This is a genomic window from Nocardia sp. NPDC052316, assembly GCF_044547795.1.
Taxonomy (GTDB): domain Bacteria; phylum Actinomycetota; class Actinomycetes; order Mycobacteriales; family Mycobacteriaceae; genus Nocardia.
Window position 1 is genome coordinate 299,196 of the sequence record NZ_JBIUBB010000002.1, and the last position, 15,494, is coordinate 314,689.

The 15,494-nt window shown below is 67.6% G+C and carries 12 protein-coding genes; 7 read left to right on the plus strand and 5 right to left on the minus strand.

The annotated features are described in order from the left end of the window. Positions 1–27: 27 nt before the first annotated feature. From ACIHA7_RS08375 to ACIHA7_RS08385, 3 genes are read right to left on the minus strand one after another with little or no spacing between them, the layout of a single operon-like run. The gene (locus ACIHA7_RS08375; protein WP_397287038.1) at positions 28–924 is read right to left on the minus strand and encodes a ketopantoate reductase family protein; all 897 of its coding nucleotides are present in this window, start codon (positions 922–924) and stop codon (positions 28–30) included. 20 nt (positions 925–944) lie between these two features. Beyond that, positions 945–2,216 (minus strand): glutamate synthase-related protein, encoded by a 1,272-nt coding sequence (locus ACIHA7_RS08380; protein ID WP_397287040.1) that lies wholly within the window; start codon positions 2,214–2,216, stop codon positions 945–947. After that, the gene (locus tag ACIHA7_RS08385) at positions 2,213–3,205 is read right to left on the minus strand and encodes an asparagine synthetase A (RefSeq protein ID WP_397287042.1); all 993 of its coding nucleotides are present in this window, start codon (positions 3,203–3,205) and stop codon (positions 2,213–2,215) included. The genes ACIHA7_RS08380 and ACIHA7_RS08385 overlap by 4 nt, the downstream gene beginning before the upstream one ends. Positions 3,206–3,768: 563 nt before the next feature. On the opposite strand from ACIHA7_RS08385, the gene ACIHA7_RS08390 reads away from it, so the two are divergent. From ACIHA7_RS08390 to ACIHA7_RS08420, 7 genes are read left to right on the plus strand one after another with little or no spacing between them, the layout of a single operon-like run. Then, positions 3,769–4,878 (plus strand): LLM class flavin-dependent oxidoreductase, encoded by a 1,110-nt coding sequence (locus ACIHA7_RS08390; protein ID WP_397287044.1) that lies wholly within the window; start codon positions 3,769–3,771, stop codon positions 4,876–4,878. Positions 4,879–4,931: 53 nt separating this feature from the next. Then, the gene (locus tag ACIHA7_RS08395) at positions 4,932–6,206 is read left to right on the plus strand and encodes an MFS transporter (protein ID WP_397287046.1); all 1,275 of its coding nucleotides are present in this window, start codon (positions 4,932–4,934) and stop codon (positions 6,204–6,206) included. Then, positions 6,203–6,691 carry a cobalamin B12-binding domain-containing protein gene (locus ACIHA7_RS08400; protein WP_397287048.1) on the plus strand — a complete coding sequence of 163 codons (489 nt, stop codon included), beginning with the start codon at positions 6,203–6,205 and terminating at the stop codon, positions 6,689–6,691. The genes ACIHA7_RS08395 and ACIHA7_RS08400 overlap by 4 nt, the downstream gene beginning before the upstream one ends. Continuing rightward, on the plus strand, positions 6,691–7,929 hold the full coding sequence (locus tag ACIHA7_RS08405) for an acetyl-CoA carboxylase biotin carboxylase subunit family protein (RefSeq protein ID WP_397287050.1): 1,239 nt from the start codon (positions 6,691–6,693) through the stop codon (positions 7,927–7,929). Before ACIHA7_RS08400 ends, ACIHA7_RS08405 begins: the two co-directional genes overlap by 1 nt. Continuing rightward, the gene (locus tag ACIHA7_RS08410; RefSeq protein ID WP_397287052.1) at positions 7,926–9,413 is read left to right on the plus strand and encodes a hypothetical protein; all 1,488 of its coding nucleotides are present in this window, start codon (positions 7,926–7,928) and stop codon (positions 9,411–9,413) included. Before ACIHA7_RS08405 ends, ACIHA7_RS08410 begins: the two co-directional genes overlap by 4 nt. A 1-nt stretch (position 9,414) precedes the next feature. Beyond that, the gene (locus ACIHA7_RS08415; protein ID WP_397287054.1) at positions 9,415–10,662 is read left to right on the plus strand and encodes a methylaspartate mutase; all 1,248 of its coding nucleotides are present in this window, start codon (positions 9,415–9,417) and stop codon (positions 10,660–10,662) included. A 20-nt stretch (positions 10,663–10,682) separates the two neighbouring features. Further along, positions 10,683–11,924: a hypothetical protein gene (locus ACIHA7_RS08420; protein ID WP_397287056.1), complete on the plus strand. Its 1,242-nt coding sequence runs from the start codon at positions 10,683–10,685 to the stop codon at positions 11,922–11,924. Between the two features lie 37 nt (positions 11,925–11,961). On the opposite strand, the gene ACIHA7_RS08425 is transcribed toward ACIHA7_RS08420, so the two are convergent. Both ACIHA7_RS08425 and ACIHA7_RS08430 read right to left on the minus strand, forming a co-directional pair. Next, the gene (locus tag ACIHA7_RS08425; RefSeq protein WP_397288687.1) at positions 11,962–14,067 is read right to left on the minus strand and encodes an AMP-binding protein; all 2,106 of its coding nucleotides are present in this window, start codon (positions 14,065–14,067) and stop codon (positions 11,962–11,964) included. Between the two features lie 246 nt (positions 14,068–14,313). Further along, on the minus strand, positions 14,314–15,297 hold the full coding sequence (locus ACIHA7_RS08430; protein WP_397287058.1) for a hypothetical protein: 984 nt from the start codon (positions 15,295–15,297) through the stop codon (positions 14,314–14,316). Positions 15,298–15,494: the final 197 nt, after the last annotated feature.

Consider the following 15,494-nt stretch of genomic DNA (forward strand, 5'->3'; position numbering starts at 1 on the left):
CCGGGGGTTGCCCATGCGGTCATCCGATCAGGCCGGCGCCGACCCCTCGCTGAGCCGAGCCAAGTCGGCGACCAGCCGCTCGGTCAGCGGCATCGCCACCGAGTGTTGCCGCGCGATACGCAGCAGCGCCCCGCCGATCGCGTCGAGCTCGAGCGGCCGTCCCGCCTCTGCGTCGCGTTGCATCGATGATTTGGCCTCCGGCGGAAAAGCGTCGTAGAACCGCAGGGCCGCATCGACATCGGCGGGCACGCCCGCCGCGTTGCTGAGCGCCGCGACTTCCGCGACCAGGTCGACCAGCTCCGCGCGGTGCACGGTCCGCATCTCGCCGACGGGACACTTGTGATGGGTGGTCATCAGGGCGAATGGTGCGAGGAAGAACAGCTTCCCCCAGAGCATGGCGGCTTCGTCCGCGCGGGTCGCCGCCCGCACGCCCGCGCCGTCGAGCACCGTGACCAGCTCGTCGAGCCGCTCGGCGGGCGTGGCGGCGCTCGCCAGATCGATCTCGACGAACGGGCTGCCGTGCTCGACGATCCCCGGCGCGACCCGCGTCGACGCGACCCGGATCACGCCGGGCACCACCAACTCCGGGCGATACCGCGCACGCAGCGCCGCCGGATGCTCGATCCCGTTGAGCAGCGGTACCACCAGGCCGTCCCCGAGCGCGGCGGGCGACACCCGGTCCAGAGCCGCGCCGAGGACGTTCTGCTTGACCGTCACCAGGCACACGTCGACCGGCTCGCGTAACTCGGTGTCCGCCTCGGCCCGCACGGTGAAGTCACCGAACATCCCACTGCGCACCTGTATTCCGTGTTCCCGGACGGCACGCACGGTTTCTTCGCCGCCGAGGAACGTCACCCGATGCCCGGCCCTGGCCAGCAACGCACCTACCAGCCCGCCGACACCGCCCGGGCCGAGTACTGCCACACGCCACGGTCGCCCTGTATTCATCGCGTCCTTTCGTTGGTAGCGGGGAACCAGATGTCCTCGGCGGCCAGATCCGCGATCCGGTACTTGCCGAGCGCGCTGATCAGGAGCCGCAGCTCCAGCTCGAACGCGACCAACAGGTTCGTCAGTCCATGATCGGCATTCTCGTCGGCGGCCACCAGCGCCGCCCGGCCGAGTCCGACGGCGGAGGCGCCGAGGGCCAGGCATTTCACGACTCTGGTTCCCTCCCAGCATCTTCCGGACACCAGCAGACTGTTCCCCTGCCGGTCGCGGCCGGCGACCCGGCGCAGACACTCGGCCAAGGGCAGGCCGACGTGCTCGAGAAAACCGTGCGGCGCCCAGCCGGTGCCCGCCTCCGCGCCGTCGACGGTCACCGCATCGGCGCCCGCCGCCCAGGCGACCTCGGCCGCGTCGCCCACATCCCGGGCAGGCGGCAGCTTCACCCAGATGCGGCAGCGCGGATAGTTGTTGCGCATCAACCGAATCTGTTGCCGCAGGATCTCCGGGGTGAAGGTGCCGGGGGTGGCCGAGCGCAGCAACGGCGCCGCCGCGCCGTCGTAGATATCCAGCATGTCGTACTGCGCCGACAGGTGCGCGGCCCGATCCGGGGGGAGCAGGGTCATGCCGCCGAGTCCGGGCTTGGCGCCTTGACCCACCTTCAACTCGAAAGCCAGGCGCCCGCTGGTCAGTAGCTGCTCACTCGCCGGATCGCTGTACACCAGGTTCCATACCTCGGCGTCGGCGTCCTCGGTGCTCTGCTGGACGATCACCCCACCGGTGTCCTCGGCGGCCATCTTGGTGTACTCGGTGAGCCGACGCAGCAGCGAGCTCTGCTCCTCGTCCGCCATCCGCCCGTAGCCCGACACGGGCACGATGTTCTCGCCGATCACCATCGGCACGCCGGCGGCACCGGCTTGCCCGGCCACCGCGACACCGAGGTCGCCGTCGGCCACGGCGGTGGACCCGAACGCCGAAACATACACCGGCAGTGTCGATCGCAGGCCGCCGATGGTGGTGGAAAGATCGACGTCACCGGCCAGCGGTTCCCTGCCCAGATCGAACATCATCTCCGCGCGCAGCGGCACGAAGACGGGCGGCACCAGCCGCGCGTGGTCGATCGCGTCCATGAAGTCCGGTGCGGCTGTCGGTTGACCCTGCCCGAACAGGGTGGAGCCGTACCGCACGTTGTCGGGGAACACCGAACCCGCCGCCGTCCGCGCTCGCGCGCGCACCTCGCGCTCGGGGAATCCGGGAGCCGACAGCACACTCATGGCCGCGGCTCCCCCGGAATCTTGGGGTAGGCGCTGGCCTGCCAGACCGCGTCCAAGCCGCCGAGGAACCGGGTGAACCGCTCGACGCCGAGGCCGAAACCCGCACTGGGCGAGAGGCCGTCGCGGGCCAGGGTGAGGTACCACTCGTATTTGGCCGGATTCTCACCGGTTTCCCGCATGCGGGTCAGCAGCGTGCGGTAGTCCGACTCGCGGGCGCTGCCGCTCATCATCTCGCCGAAGCCGCCGGGGAAGATCAGGTCGAAGTTGCGCAGCGTGCCCGGTTCGTCGGGGTTCTCGCTGTCGTAGAAGCCGCGCGAACCCTTGGGGTAGTCGGTGATGAAGAACGGGCGGGTGGCGGCCGCGGAGATGATTTCCTCACCCTGCCAGTCGATCTCGGTGTGCTCGCGCTGGTCGTGCCCGAGCTCACGCAGCTGCGCCACCGTCGCCGAGTGCCGCTTACGGTCGTAGGGGCCGGCGAGCACCTGCTTCAGCTGTTCGAGGTCGCGGTCCAGGATCTCCAGTTCGCGCTGGGCATTGCTCAGGACGTGCTCCACCGCGTATTTCGTCAGCCGCTCGGCCACGTCCATCGCGTCTTCGCGCGAGCCGTTCGCGATCTCCACATCGAGCTGATGGAACTCCGCGAGGTGCCGATGCGTCACCGCGGTCTCCAACGGTTCGAGTCGCACATTGGCGGCCACATGGAAGATCTTGTCGAACGCGAGCAGCGAGGCCTGCTTGTAGAGGATGCCGCTGGTCATCAGTTTGTAGCGGTGGCCGTAGTAGTCGATGTCGACCTGTTTCGCGCCGCGCGCCCCAGGGTCGGTCACCGGACCGATGATGGGCGGCAGCAGCTCGGTGAAGCCCTCTGCGGTCAGAAATTCGCGCGCGGCGGACAGGAATCGTGCCTGCACCGTCAATGCCGCGACGGTTCGTTTCGACGTGAGATGCGCACGCGGTAGTGGGGGCGCGGATCCGGTCGGTTCAGTCACTTCAGGCAAAGTTCGATCCGTTCAATAGTCGTGCGAGGGCGGTCGAATTCCGGGGCGCGGATATTCGCCGTCGGAGATATCTGGACGAGCCGATCGTGCCGCCCGATATTCGTCGATCCCTCGAATGCAATTGGTCTACTATCGACTAACGTATCTATCCACGTTAACTGTTCTCGCGTGATCGACGCGAATACGCGGTAACTGGTGGGAAACTATTGCTTGACGGCCTTCGTCGAACCCCCCTAACCTGTCGAACTGTGCTGCTAACGCACTGGTAGCGGCCCTATTCTCCCTCGTTGCGGCGAGGTCGTCCACCCCCCGAATGGGGGGTATTACGGTTGTGAAGATCGTTTAGCAGCTCTGTTCGATACCCCCGATAGGGGTTGCCGAACAATGGTGTTAACAGCGCGGTGCAGGCAGCTTATACCCCTTTGACAGCGGCGGGAAGTCGATGTAACTTTGCCTTAACAGGGCAGGGGGAGTTGGACGGGGTGCGACTTTCCATTGATGCTGAGAATCTTCTACTGTCTCCGTCGCGATAACTGGAAGTGGATCCCGAGAAAATGAACTACGACCGTACGAACTTCGCCCCGCTCTCGCATTCCCGAGTCGAGCCCGGAGAGCTGAGGTTCCACTGGTGCGCGCCGCTGGACAGTGGCCAGCAGAAGGCCACGGAGAAGTATCGAGTCGGCGAGCTCGACTTCGACGGGATGGTCGACTTCTGCCAGGAGGCCGACACGCTCGGCGTCGACTCGCTGCTGATGGGGATCGCCGACTACATGCCCGACCCGCTGCCGATGATCGGCGCGCTGGTCCGGGAGACCGAGAACGTCACCTTCATCCTGGCCTACCGGCCCGGCCTGTTGTCGCCGACCTTGTTCACCCAGGTCGTCAACACGATCTCCTGGATGTCGGACGGGCGCATCGCGTTGAACCTGGTGGCAGGCATCTCGCCGGCGGAGCAGGCGGGCTACGGCGATTTCGTCGCCCACGACGGCCGGTACGCCCGCACCCAGGAATTCCTCGATATCTGCCACCGGTTCTGGGGTGGCGAGAAGCCGCTGTCCTACGAGGGCGACCACTACGTCATCAAAGAGGCCGCGCTCGGCTTGGGCTACAAGGGCGGCGGGCGGCCCGAGATCTACTTGAGCGGCGCGTCGGAGATCGCACAGGAGACCGCCGCCATGTACGGCGACTGCTGGTTGCGCTACGGCGACACGCCGGAGGGCATGGGTGCCGCGGCGCGGCCGGTCCTCGACAAGGGCACCAGGGTCGGTACCCGAATGCACGTGCTGGCCAGGGAAACTCGCGCGCAGGCGCTCGCCGATCTCGCCGCCATGCAGGAGAACCCCGACGAAAAGCATCGCGAGTGGGTCGCGCAGGTGGTCGCGGCGTCCGACTCCGAAGCCGTGAAAACCTCCTTCCGGCTGGCCGAAAAGGCCGCCGACGACTGGCTCTCGCCGATGATCTACTCCGGCTTCGTGCCCTACCGCGGCGGGCCCGCGCTGTGCGTTGTCGGCAGCTACCAGGAGGTGGCCGACTACCTCTACCAGTACAAGGCGGCCGGGATCAGCGAGTTCATCTTCTCCGGTTGGCCGACCCGCGACGAGATGCGCATCTTCTACACCCATGTCCTGCCGCTCATCCGTGAACGCGAGAGACGGCTGGGATGAGGCAACGGGCGGTGGCTCGGCGCCGGGGGAAAGCAGTAGGCGGAGCCGACGGGGTGGGTGAGCCCAGCAAGAAGCCGACAGGCGGAGCCGAGGGGCTGAACCGGCTCAGCGTGCTGTTCGCCACCGGCGTTCTGCTCGGACTGGTTGCTGAACAAGTGGTGCTGTTCGCGGTGCCACTGTTGATCTTTCACGACACCAAGCAGGTCTCCACCCTCGGCTTCGCGTTCGCGCTGGAGTGGCTGCCCGCCCTCATCGCCTACCCGTTCGCAGGCATGCTCGCCGACCGGGACGGCGGCGCCAGACTGTTCACCCGCGTCGCGACGATGCGCGCGCTGATCCTGGTCGCCGTCGTGCTGGTCTGCGTTCTTCGGCCCGGTTGGCTGGTGCCCGCCTTGATGACCGGTGGCGCGTGCCTCTCGGTGTGTGTCGCGCCCATCCGGATGTCGATCGAAAGGATGGTGCCGCAGCTGGCCCGCGACTCCCAGATCGCCACCGTGCAGTCCCTGGTGCAGAACATGGAGTTGCTCGCCATGGCGCTCGGGCCCGCGCTCGCGATCGTCGGCGCCGCCTTGCTCGGCAAACTGCCGCTCCTGCTGGTCGCCGCCGCCGCGTTCGGCATCAGCGCGTTGACCTGGCTGCCACTGCCGCGGCCGAAGGTGCGGGCCGCCGTCGGCTGGGTGGCCCGGGAAGTGCTCGCGGAGTTGGCCATCGGATGGCAACTCATGGTGCGGATCCGCCCCGTTCTGCTGCTCGGCATCCTCAACTTCACCATCAACCTGGTGGTCGGCGTGCTGATCGTCTCGAACGCAGCCCTGGTCACCGACGTTTTCAAAGCACCCGACTCGGCCTACGGTCTGCTCAACGCGGCCGTCGGCGTCACCGGGCTGCTGAACCTCTTGCTGATGCCCGCGCTGCTCCGGCGCGTCGGTGTCGGGCCCATCGGGGTGACGGGATTCTGGCTGATGTGCGCCGCGTTCCTGATAGCCGCTCTCGCACCGTCGTATTGGGTCTACGCCCCCGCCTTTGTCGCGATGCTCGTCGGCGACGCGCTCTACAACATCTACAACCGCACCCAGCGGGTGAAGGTGATCCCGATCGAGCATCTCGGCAAGGTGATGGGGCCGTTCTATCTGCTCAACCTGTTGTCCTATCCGATCGCGGGCCTGCTGATCGGTGGTCTGGGCGCCACCATCGGCCCGCAACGGCTCGCGCTGTGGCTCGGCATCATGCTCTGCCTGTTCGGCGCGGTTTTCCTGCCGTTGACGATGGCCAGTTTCCGAAAAGCCTTGCTGGCCCGCGAGAACGCTAACGTTGAGGTCGTGACATGAACGTTCGTTTCCGGTGCGTGCTGAGCACCGTGGAGTCCGATTCCCATCTCTGGAATCTGGTGTACCTGCAGAAGTTGCTCGAGGAGAACGGCGCCTCGGTGCACAACCTCGGGCCGTGTACGCCGGTCGAGAGCGTGGCCGACGCCATCCGCGCGGACCGGCCCGACCTGCTGGTCGTGTCCAGCGTCAACGGCCACGGTTTCCACGGCGCGCGGGTGCTGCTGTCCGGCCTGCGCGAACGCGGGCTCGAGGTGCCGTGTGCCATCGGCGGCAAACTGACCACCGCGGTCTCCGACGACGACCGGGTCCGCCGCGAACTGCTCGACCTCGGCTACACCGACGTGTTCCTCGGCGACGACGCCATCGCGCGCTTCCGCGGTTTCCTGCGTTTCGGTCTCGCCCAAGGGTTTTCGGCTTGGCGCGCGGACCCGGCGCTGATCACGCCGTGGGACAGCGAGAACTCCGCGACCCGAGAGGTGTCCTGATGCATATCGTCATCGTCAACCGGTGGCCACGTTTCTTCGACGGGACTCGCTGGGACAACGAGCTCACCCGCTACGAGGAGTTCATCGACCACGACGCCAACCAGGTGAGCTACGTGGTGGACGGTCCCGGTGCCGAGGGCGTGCTCGCCGACCCGGCGAAGATCGCCTGCCAGGTGCGGGTCGGCGACGTCAACGACGTCGCGGCCCTCGGCGCGGCCGTCCTGGAGATCACCGAGCGGGTCGGACCGGTGGACGAGCTGATCGCCCTGTCGGAGTTCACCCTGGAGATCGCCGCCAAGGTCCGCGAGGATCTCGGCATTCCCGGACCGACCCGCGCGGAGGTCGCCGTCTACCGCGACAAGGTACGGATGAAGCAGGTGCTGGACGAGGCGGGAATCCGGGTGCCGCGCTTCGATTCCTGCGTGCGCGCCGAGCAGGTGCGCGCGTTCGCGGCGTCCTGCGGCTATCCGCTGATCCTCAAGCCGGTCGCCGCGGCCGCAAGCATCGGGGTGCGCCGGGTGGACAACGCCGCGGAACTCGACGCCGCGCTGGCCACTATCGACCTCGGCGACTACGAGATCGAGGAGTTCATCGCGGGGGAGATCTACCACGTGGACGGTTTCGTCGATGACGATTCCCGCATCACGTTCCAGGCGACCTCGCGCTACATCAACGACTGTCTGTCCTTCACCCACGGCGCTCCGCTCGGCTCGGTGCTGATGAGTCCGTCGCCGCGCCGGACGCTCATCGAGGACTTCTCGCAACAGGTCGTCACCGCACTCGGCCTGCGCCGCTTGCCATTTCACCTCGAGGTGTTCATCACCCCGGCCGGTGATCCGGTATTCCTGGAGATCGGCGGCCGAGTGGGTGGTGCCGAGGTGCCGCACCTGATCTACCGGGTCTTCGGCGTCAACCTGTACGAGATGTTCCTGCGGGTGCTCTCCGGCGGCCAGGTGCCGCCCGTGCCCGACCTCATCGACTCCTCCGGGGGTTGGCTGATCATGCCCAAGTCCGCCGCGCAGGCCGAGCGGGTGCTTCGGGTCTCCTCCATGCGTGACCAGGTGCCGATCGTCTGGCGCGAGCTGCTGCCCGAACCCGGGCATGTGCTGGCGCCGGGCGGCGCGTACGACGCGCTGCATCGTGGGCGCTTCATTCTGCTGCACGAGGATGAGCACGTCGTCGAGGCCGGCATCCGAAAGATCATCGAGAACTTCGACTTCGAGGCGGAACCGCTGTGAACACTGCCCATGATGCCAACGACGACCGGACGCGCTACGAGCAGCTGATCGGCTTCCTCACCGAGGAGGAGCGACTAGGGGTGGCCGCCGTCGGCGACAAGTTGGTCGAAGCCGCGGGCGGCCGCCGCAAGCTCGCCGACTACAAGGTCATGGTGGCCTACGGCGGCGGCAAGGACAGCACCTACGTCGTCGCGTTCGTGCGTGCCGTGCAGTTGCGTCTGCAACTCGCGCACGGCAGTACCTTCCTGATGCGGGTCGCGAACATGCGCCATGCCGGTGTGGTCGGCGCGGTGATGGAGAACATCGACCGGGTGTACGCGGCGCTGGGCCTGCTGGATGACGAGCGGGCCGAGCTGCTCACCATCGACCACACCGAAATTCGTCGCTTCCGGGTCGATCTGCCGCTGCCGGAGAAGCTGGTGGCCATCAACCGGCTCGACGTGCTGATGAACGGGCACCGCTCGGCCGGCGACGGCCGCCCCACCTTCTGCAACAGCTGCAATCTTGCGGTCGCTGACTTCTACGGCCGCGCCGCGTGGTGGCGCGGCGGGGTCGACGCGATCATGACCGGCGACTCCCGCCGGGAGCAGGCCCTCTACGCCGCGTGGATCCTGCGGCTGGCCAAGGGGATCGGGATCGACGTGCAGCGCAAGGGCATGACGTTCCGGGATCTGCTCGCCGCGCTGCGTGGCGTCGGCGACGCGTACTTCCGCGAATTGTTCGGCGACGACCGGCACGAGCCCGCCGAACGCGAGGTCGCGGTGGGGGACCGGTCGGTGCAGCCCACCTTCGTCTCCATCTACGACCTGGTGAGCTACCGGGTGCACGACCACTGGGATCTGATCGTCGATTTCCTCGGCTTCCGCTTCGACGACCTGGCCTTCAGCTTCACCGAATCCGACTGCGCCAATCCGACACTGATGGCACATTTGCGCGGACTGCGCGTTGAATACGTGGAGGGGCGCACCTACGCGGCGGGCATCACCGAGTACCTCGAGTTCGCCGAGACGATGATGCGCAAGAAGGAGATGCCGGACCGGCTCATCGATCTCGCCCTGGCCCGCTACGACTCGCCGGAGAAGATCGCCGAACGGCGCGCGGTGGCGAGTGCCTACGCCGAGAACGCCTTCGGGTTGAACGAGGACGCGTTGGTCGCGATGGTGTTCTCGCCGTTCACCGACAAGGGCGCGCGGCTGCCGCAGTTCATCGAACGCTGCCACCCCGAGTGGCGCGACGAGATCCCGGCCTTGCACGCCGCGCTGCTCGCCGAGGAGGGCAGCGACCATGCCGCCGCCTGGCTGGCGGAGGTGTCGGGGCTGTCCATCACGCACCTGCGCACCCTCTATCGCAGCTCACTGGTCGACTTCGCGGCCGGGGACACCGTGATGGCCAGGGTGCGGGCCGGTGATCCGCACAAATCTCAGGTGCACACCGTCGACGCGCAGTCGGGACTGCCCACGCTCGAACTGATCTCGGGTCGGTGACGTGGCAGGATTTTTCGACAGTTTTGTGGCGGACCGGGCCGCGGCGGGGCAGCTGGTCGTCCAGCCGCGGATGGGTTTCGGCAGCCTCGCGGCGATGCGGTCCGGTCTCGCCAGGGTCGCGCACCTGGATTTTCCGGTGATCGGCACGATCACGCTCGACAGCTACACCCGCGTCGGCGATTACCGGACGCCGCTGGAACGCCTCGCCGTCGGGGAGGAGTTGAACGGGTACCCGCTGGTCTCGCACTCCGTGGCGGACACGAAGCAGGTGCTCGACGGCTTGTACGGGCCGACGTTTCCGGTGCAGGCGCGCCACGGCACCGCCCTGCCGTTGCGCGTCTTCCAGCGATTGGTCGAGGTCGGGCTGGATGCGACCGAGGGCGGCCCGGTCTCGTACTGCCTGCCCTACAGCCGGTTGCCGCTGCGCGACGCGGTCGCGGCGTGGTCGGAGAGCACGCGGTTTCTCGCGGGGGAGACCGAGTTCGGCCACATCGAAAGTTTCGGCGGGTGCATGCTCGGTCAGCTGTGCCCGCCGTCGCTGCTGGTGGCGCTGGCGGTGCTGGAAGGCTGCTTCTTCCGCCAGCACGGCCTGCGCTACATGTCGCTCAGTTACGCGCAAGGTACGCTCGCCGAGCAGGATCGCGGCGCGCTGCGTGCCTTACGGACCCTGGCCGCCGCGTACCTCGGCGACGTGACCTGGCACGTCGTGTTCTACACGTACATGGGACTTTTCCCGAGGACAGCCGACGGCGCGACGCGGCTCATCCGCGACAGCGCGCGCCTGGCCATGGCCACCGGCTGCGAACGGATGATCGTGAAAACGGTATCGGAGGCGTGGCAGATTCCCTCCGTCGCGGAAAACGTTGCGGCACTGCGCATCGCGGCGGAGGAGGCCGCCGGGCCACTCGATCCGGCGTCCCCGGCCGAGGCGCAGTACTTCACGGAGGTCAACGACGAGGCGCGGATCCTGATCGACTCGGTGCTCGACCTCGACGCCGACGTGGGCAAGGCGTTGCTGAAGGCCTTCGCCACCGGCCTGCTCGACGTCCCGTTCTGCCTGCACACCGACAATCTCGGCGCCACCACCTGCGTCATCGACGAACAGGGCGCGCTGCGCTGGGGGTCGCTGGGCCGGCTGCCCTTGCCCGCCACCGCCGGTCGCGACGATCTCGCCCGGCTCGGCTCCGACCAGCTCTACGGGATGCTCGACCACGTCGCGAACAGCTATGACAGCAGGCTGGTCCCGTGACTACCCCGAGGGGATCTTCGATGTCCGAAGCTGATTCGCCCACCGTCGTGCTGGTGGACGCGTTCTCCACCGGAGCGCTGCTGGCCCGCCAGGCGCGCAGGCACTACCGGCTGATCCACGTCCGGTCCCGCGCCAACCTGTCCGCGACGTTCGCCGCGAGCCTGCCCGCCGAGTTGTTCGACGAAGACCTCTCCTACGCCGACCAGGCCGACGACGTGCTGCGCCGACTCGCCGAACTGGCACCGGTCGCGGTGATCGCGGCCAGCGAGTTCGGCGTGGAGGTGGCCGACGAGATCGCGGCGAAACTCGGGCTGCGCGGCAACGATCCGGCGCTGTCGTATGTCCGGCGCGACAAGTTCCAAATGGTGGAGGCCGTGGCCGCCGCCGGCCTGCGCACCGCACGGCAGCGGCGCGGCACCGATGTGGCGACGCTGCTGGACTGGCGGCGCAAGGCCGGCCTCGGACGCACCGTGGTGAAACCCCTCGACAGCGCGGGCTCCGACGACGTGTTCATCAGCGACTCCGAGGCCGAGATCCGCGCCGCGGTCCATGCCATCATCGGCAAGACCAACCTGATGCTGCGCACCAACGCCGCTGTGCTGGCACAGGAATACCTCGTCGGCGACGAGTACATCGTCAACTCGGTCAGCCGCGACGGCAGACACTGGTTCACCGACGCCTGGATCAGCCACAAGGTCACCGTCCGCGACAACCGCAGAATCTACGACTACGAAGACCTCCTGTCCCCGACGGACCCGCGCTGCACCGAGATCCTCGACTACGTCTCGGGCGCCCTCGACGCACTGGGCATCGCGAACGGCCCAGCCCACACCGAACTCATCTACACCGCCGCAGGCCCGGTGCTGCTGGAAACCGGCGCCCGCATCTCCGGCCTGGCCAACCCCGCCGCCCTCGACCGCTGCACCGGTGTGAACCAGGTCGGCCTCACCATGGACTGCTACCTCGGCGAGGGCCGGGCCCTCGCCGCCCAACCCCCGGTCTACACCCGCCACGAACACGCTCGCTGCGTGAATCTCATTGCCCACCGCGAACTCCCGCTACCCGCCCAACTCCTGCGAGCCGAACTCGAACAACTCCCCGCCATCGAAAGCATCCGCTTCCGCATCGCCGACCAAGCCACGACCCGACCCACCGTCGACCTCAACTCTTCCCCGGGCGTCGTCTTCCTCGTACACCAGGACCCCGCCGAAATAGACCGCTCCTACTTGAAACTCCGCCAACTCGAACACGACCTGTTGTAGTCGCGGGTCGGCTCGCAGCGCCGGATTCCGAAGCGGCTCAGGTGATTACGTGCGGGCCGCCAAGGGGAGACGGGAGCGGCACTTCGCTGGAGTGGGGACCGATCAAGAGTTGTTTGATGATCTTGCCGGTCTCGCCGCGGGGGAGCGAGGGGAGGAAGGTGACGTCGCGGGGGACGGAGAAGCGGCTGAGGCGGTGGCGGATGTAGGAGCGGATCATGTCCGAATCCAGGCCGGAGTCTTCGCGTTTCACGACGAAGGCGGCGAGGCGCTGGCCGAATTCCTGGTCCGGGACGCCGACTACGGCGACCTCGCTGACCTGGGGGAGATGGGCGAGGGCCTCCTCGACGGGGCGGGGGAAGACGTTCTCGCCGCCGGAGATGATCATTTCGTCGTCGCGGCCCGCGATGAACAGGCGTCCGGCGACGTCGAGATATCCGAGGTCGCCGGTGTCGAGCATGCCGTCGGACTCGGCCGGGGGCGCCGAACTGACGTAACCGTCGAACAGCATGTGGTTGCCGACGTAGATGTTTCCGGTGACACCGATCGGTACCGGGCGCCGATCCGGGCCGAGCACCGCGACTCTGGTGCCCAGCGGCGGCTTGCCCGCGGTGGTCGGCGCGGTCCGCAGGTCGTCGGGGGTGGCGATGGTGGCCCAGGATACTTCGGTGGAACCGTAGACGTTATAAAGGATTTCACCGTAGACGTCCATGAAGCGCAGCACCGTCGCGCCGGCCAGCGGGGCGCCGCAGCTGACGACCGCGCGCAGGCTCGACGTGTCGTAGCGGGCCCGCACGGCGGTGGGCAGATCGAGGATGCGGTTCACCATGGTCGGCACCACGATCATGCTGGCGACCCGGTGTTCGGCGACGAGCCGCAGGCACTCCTCGGCGTCGAAACGTTCCGGCAGTACCACGGTCGCGCGCAGTGGCGTACTGATCTGCAGTCCGGCCAGCCCCCAGGTGTGGAACAGCGGCGCGGGGATGAGCATCGGCTGTTCCATGGGCAGCGGAATCCGCGACAGCAGCGCGGCGATGGTGGCGAAGCCCTTGGGTTCGGGGCGGCGCGCGCCCTTCGGCGTGCCGCTGGTGCCCGAGGTCAGCACGATCAACCGTCCCGGCCGGGTCGGGCGGTGAAAGTCCCGCTCGCCCTGCGCGATCAGATCGTCGATGGTCTTGCGGTGCGGCACCGGCGGGTGGCCGTCGGTGTTGAAGCGCGCCAGATCGGTGTGCAGGTAGCAGACCAGCTGCTCGAGGTCGCCGTCGACGAACAGCGCGGCGATCCGGTGCCGCTGCACGATGTCCTCGATCTGCCTGCCGGACAGCCCGACGTTCAACAGCGCCACGTCGACGCCGAGTTTGCCTGCGGCGACCATGCATTCGACCATGCCTGCGTGGTTGCGCGAGAGCAGACCGACGGTGTCGCCGAAGCCGAGGTCCAGCCGCGCCATCGCACCGGCCAGCGCGCTGGTGCGCGCGTGCATCTCGGCGAAGGTGCGGGTGCCGGAACCGTCGATCACGGCGATGCGATCCGGATCGTAGGCCGCGGCCGCCGCGTAGCCACCGGCCAGGTTGAAGCCCCACTTCGCCAGGGAGCGAGCCTGTTTCACGCCGATCGCGAGATTGGTGGTGCGCCCGACACCGACGGTGACCATCTGCTTGGCCACGCTGACCTGCCTGCGCAGCGGGGCGTTCTCGGCATTGACGATCGTCGAGGTCCGCGCGCCACGGATGACATCGACCGCCCGCCGCAGCCCGCTTTTCACCCACGCCACCACGGCGGCGTTGGACTGCTCGGCGATGTGCGGATGCCACCGGCCCGGCGCGAACACGGTGACGACGACCTTCGTACGCTCCTCCTCGCCGCGTAGCTTGACCGACACGAAGCTGCCGGTCCCCGGGCACTGCAACTCGAAGCTCTCGTACCAGCGCCACACGGTCAGCCGCAGCTGGTGCGTGCGGATACCGGACTCCGCGGTGCCGATGCGCACCTGTGCGATCCGGCTGTCCGGTCCGGTCTCCACGAGCTCGCAGGCGCCGATGCCCGCGAACAGCCGCGGGTAGGTCTGCGGTTCGAGCAGCAGATCCCACAGCGCCTTACGGGCGACCGCGAAGTCGGCGCTCACATCGATGACGTCGGTTACCAACTCACGCACTTCTCGTCGGCCGGTTCGAACAACTCGGGGCCGGCGGGTGCCCCTCGATTCGCCGGTCACCCGTGCGGCCGATGCGTCAGCGAACCGGCAACCTGCAATCGACCCCAGTATGAGACGCGACGGCGATGTTGCCCACCATTTACCGCTACATTGTGCGCCGCACCCATCGGGGGCCGACCTGGATGTGAACTCGCCCAATTCGCCACGGTCCCCGGCCGGTGCGTCGGTCTATCCGGATCATCGCGCGCACGTGGTGACCGGCCGCAGGTTCAGCCGGTGCGCGATGAGCTGGATGGCGGCCCGGATGGCGATGGTGTGGTCTGGGTGATCGAGGTCGTGATACAGCTTCAATTGCGCCGGCGGAAGGGTGATCTGAGCATCGGCAGCGTGCGCGAGCCAGTGCCTGCGCGCGGTGCCGCCGGTGGTGGCCAGCGCGATCACCGGGATGCCGAGCTCACGGGCGATGGCCGCTTCTTCGGCGGTGCCGTTGCCGCCGCCGAAGAGCAGAGCGAGCCGGGCGCGGCGCAGCATGATGTAGCGGGCATGGGTCGGGGTGGTGTCGAGGTGGCTGATATCGCCGAGCGGCCGGTAAACCGGGCCCAGCCGAGTAGACGTGGTGCGGACGAAGAGCGTGGTTCGATCGGAGGAGTAGGTCCGGTTGTCGCGCAACGACTCTGCCATGGCGTAGCTGACGTCGGCGCCGACGTGGGACCCACCGGCGAGCAGATTGATCGGCAGCGTGGCGAGGGCTTTGCCGAGGTCGGTTGCCACAGCTTCGGCTGCGGCACCCTGGTCGGTATATCGGCCGCCGAGGAAGACCGGCGGTGCGTTCTTGACCTGGTAAGCCTTGTCCAGCCGAGCGGCGAGCTCGGTCAAGATGCCGCGGCGGCGGCGTTTGAAGAGTTCGTCGGAGAAGCCACGATCGTGCTCGCGCACGTACTTGCAGCGTTGGGTCACCGACTTGCCTTCGAATTCCGCGACCGTGGCCAGGATCGCTTCGGCGATGCGCCGGTTGATCGGGTCCTTGATCGCGGCGATCTCGGTACGTAGTTGCGCGACAACCCATTCGGCGAGATCCGCGCGGAAGGCGGGGTCCTCGTGCACCCGCGAGCCTGCCAGCTCGACCAGCACGTCCGGCCTGATCAGCATGGCTTCCGCGGAGAGACGGCGCGCGTTCACGCCATAGCTTTGCAGGGCGAGGTGCAGCGGCGAATCGGTCATGCTGGCCATGATGGTGCGCGCACGGCCCCGCGTGAACTGATCCCCCAACTTCGACACCATCTTTTCCGCGCCCCGGTTCGTAAGGTCGACACCGGCGGAAGTTCCAGAACGGACGGTTCCAATTGGGCCGGTAACCACGTTCAGCAGAAAGGAAGTGGTACGCAATGGCCAGCCACCGCAAGGAGATCGAGCCGTAC

Excerpts from the sequence above, each read along its gene's own strand:
- ACIHA7_RS08380 (WP_397287040.1), bottom strand. The coding sequence starts at position 2,216 with ATGAGTGTGCTGTCGGCTCCCGGATTCCCCGAGCGCGAGGTGCGCGCG.
- ACIHA7_RS08390 (WP_397287044.1), top strand. The coding sequence starts at position 3,769 with ATGAACTACGACCGTACGAACTTCGCCCCGCTCTCGCATTCCCGAGTC.
- ACIHA7_RS08400 (WP_397287048.1), top strand. The coding sequence starts at position 6,203 with ATGAACGTTCGTTTCCGGTGCGTGCTGAGCACCGTGGAGTCCGATTCC.
- ACIHA7_RS08405 (WP_397287050.1), top strand. The coding sequence starts at position 6,691 with ATGCATATCGTCATCGTCAACCGGTGGCCACGTTTCTTCGACGGGACT.
- ACIHA7_RS08420 (WP_397287056.1), top strand. The coding sequence starts at position 10,683 with ATGTCCGAAGCTGATTCGCCCACCGTCGTGCTGGTGGACGCGTTCTCC.
- ACIHA7_RS08430 (WP_397287058.1), bottom strand. The coding sequence starts at position 15,297 with ATGACCGATTCGCCGCTGCACCTCGCCCTGCAAAGCTATGGCGTGAAC.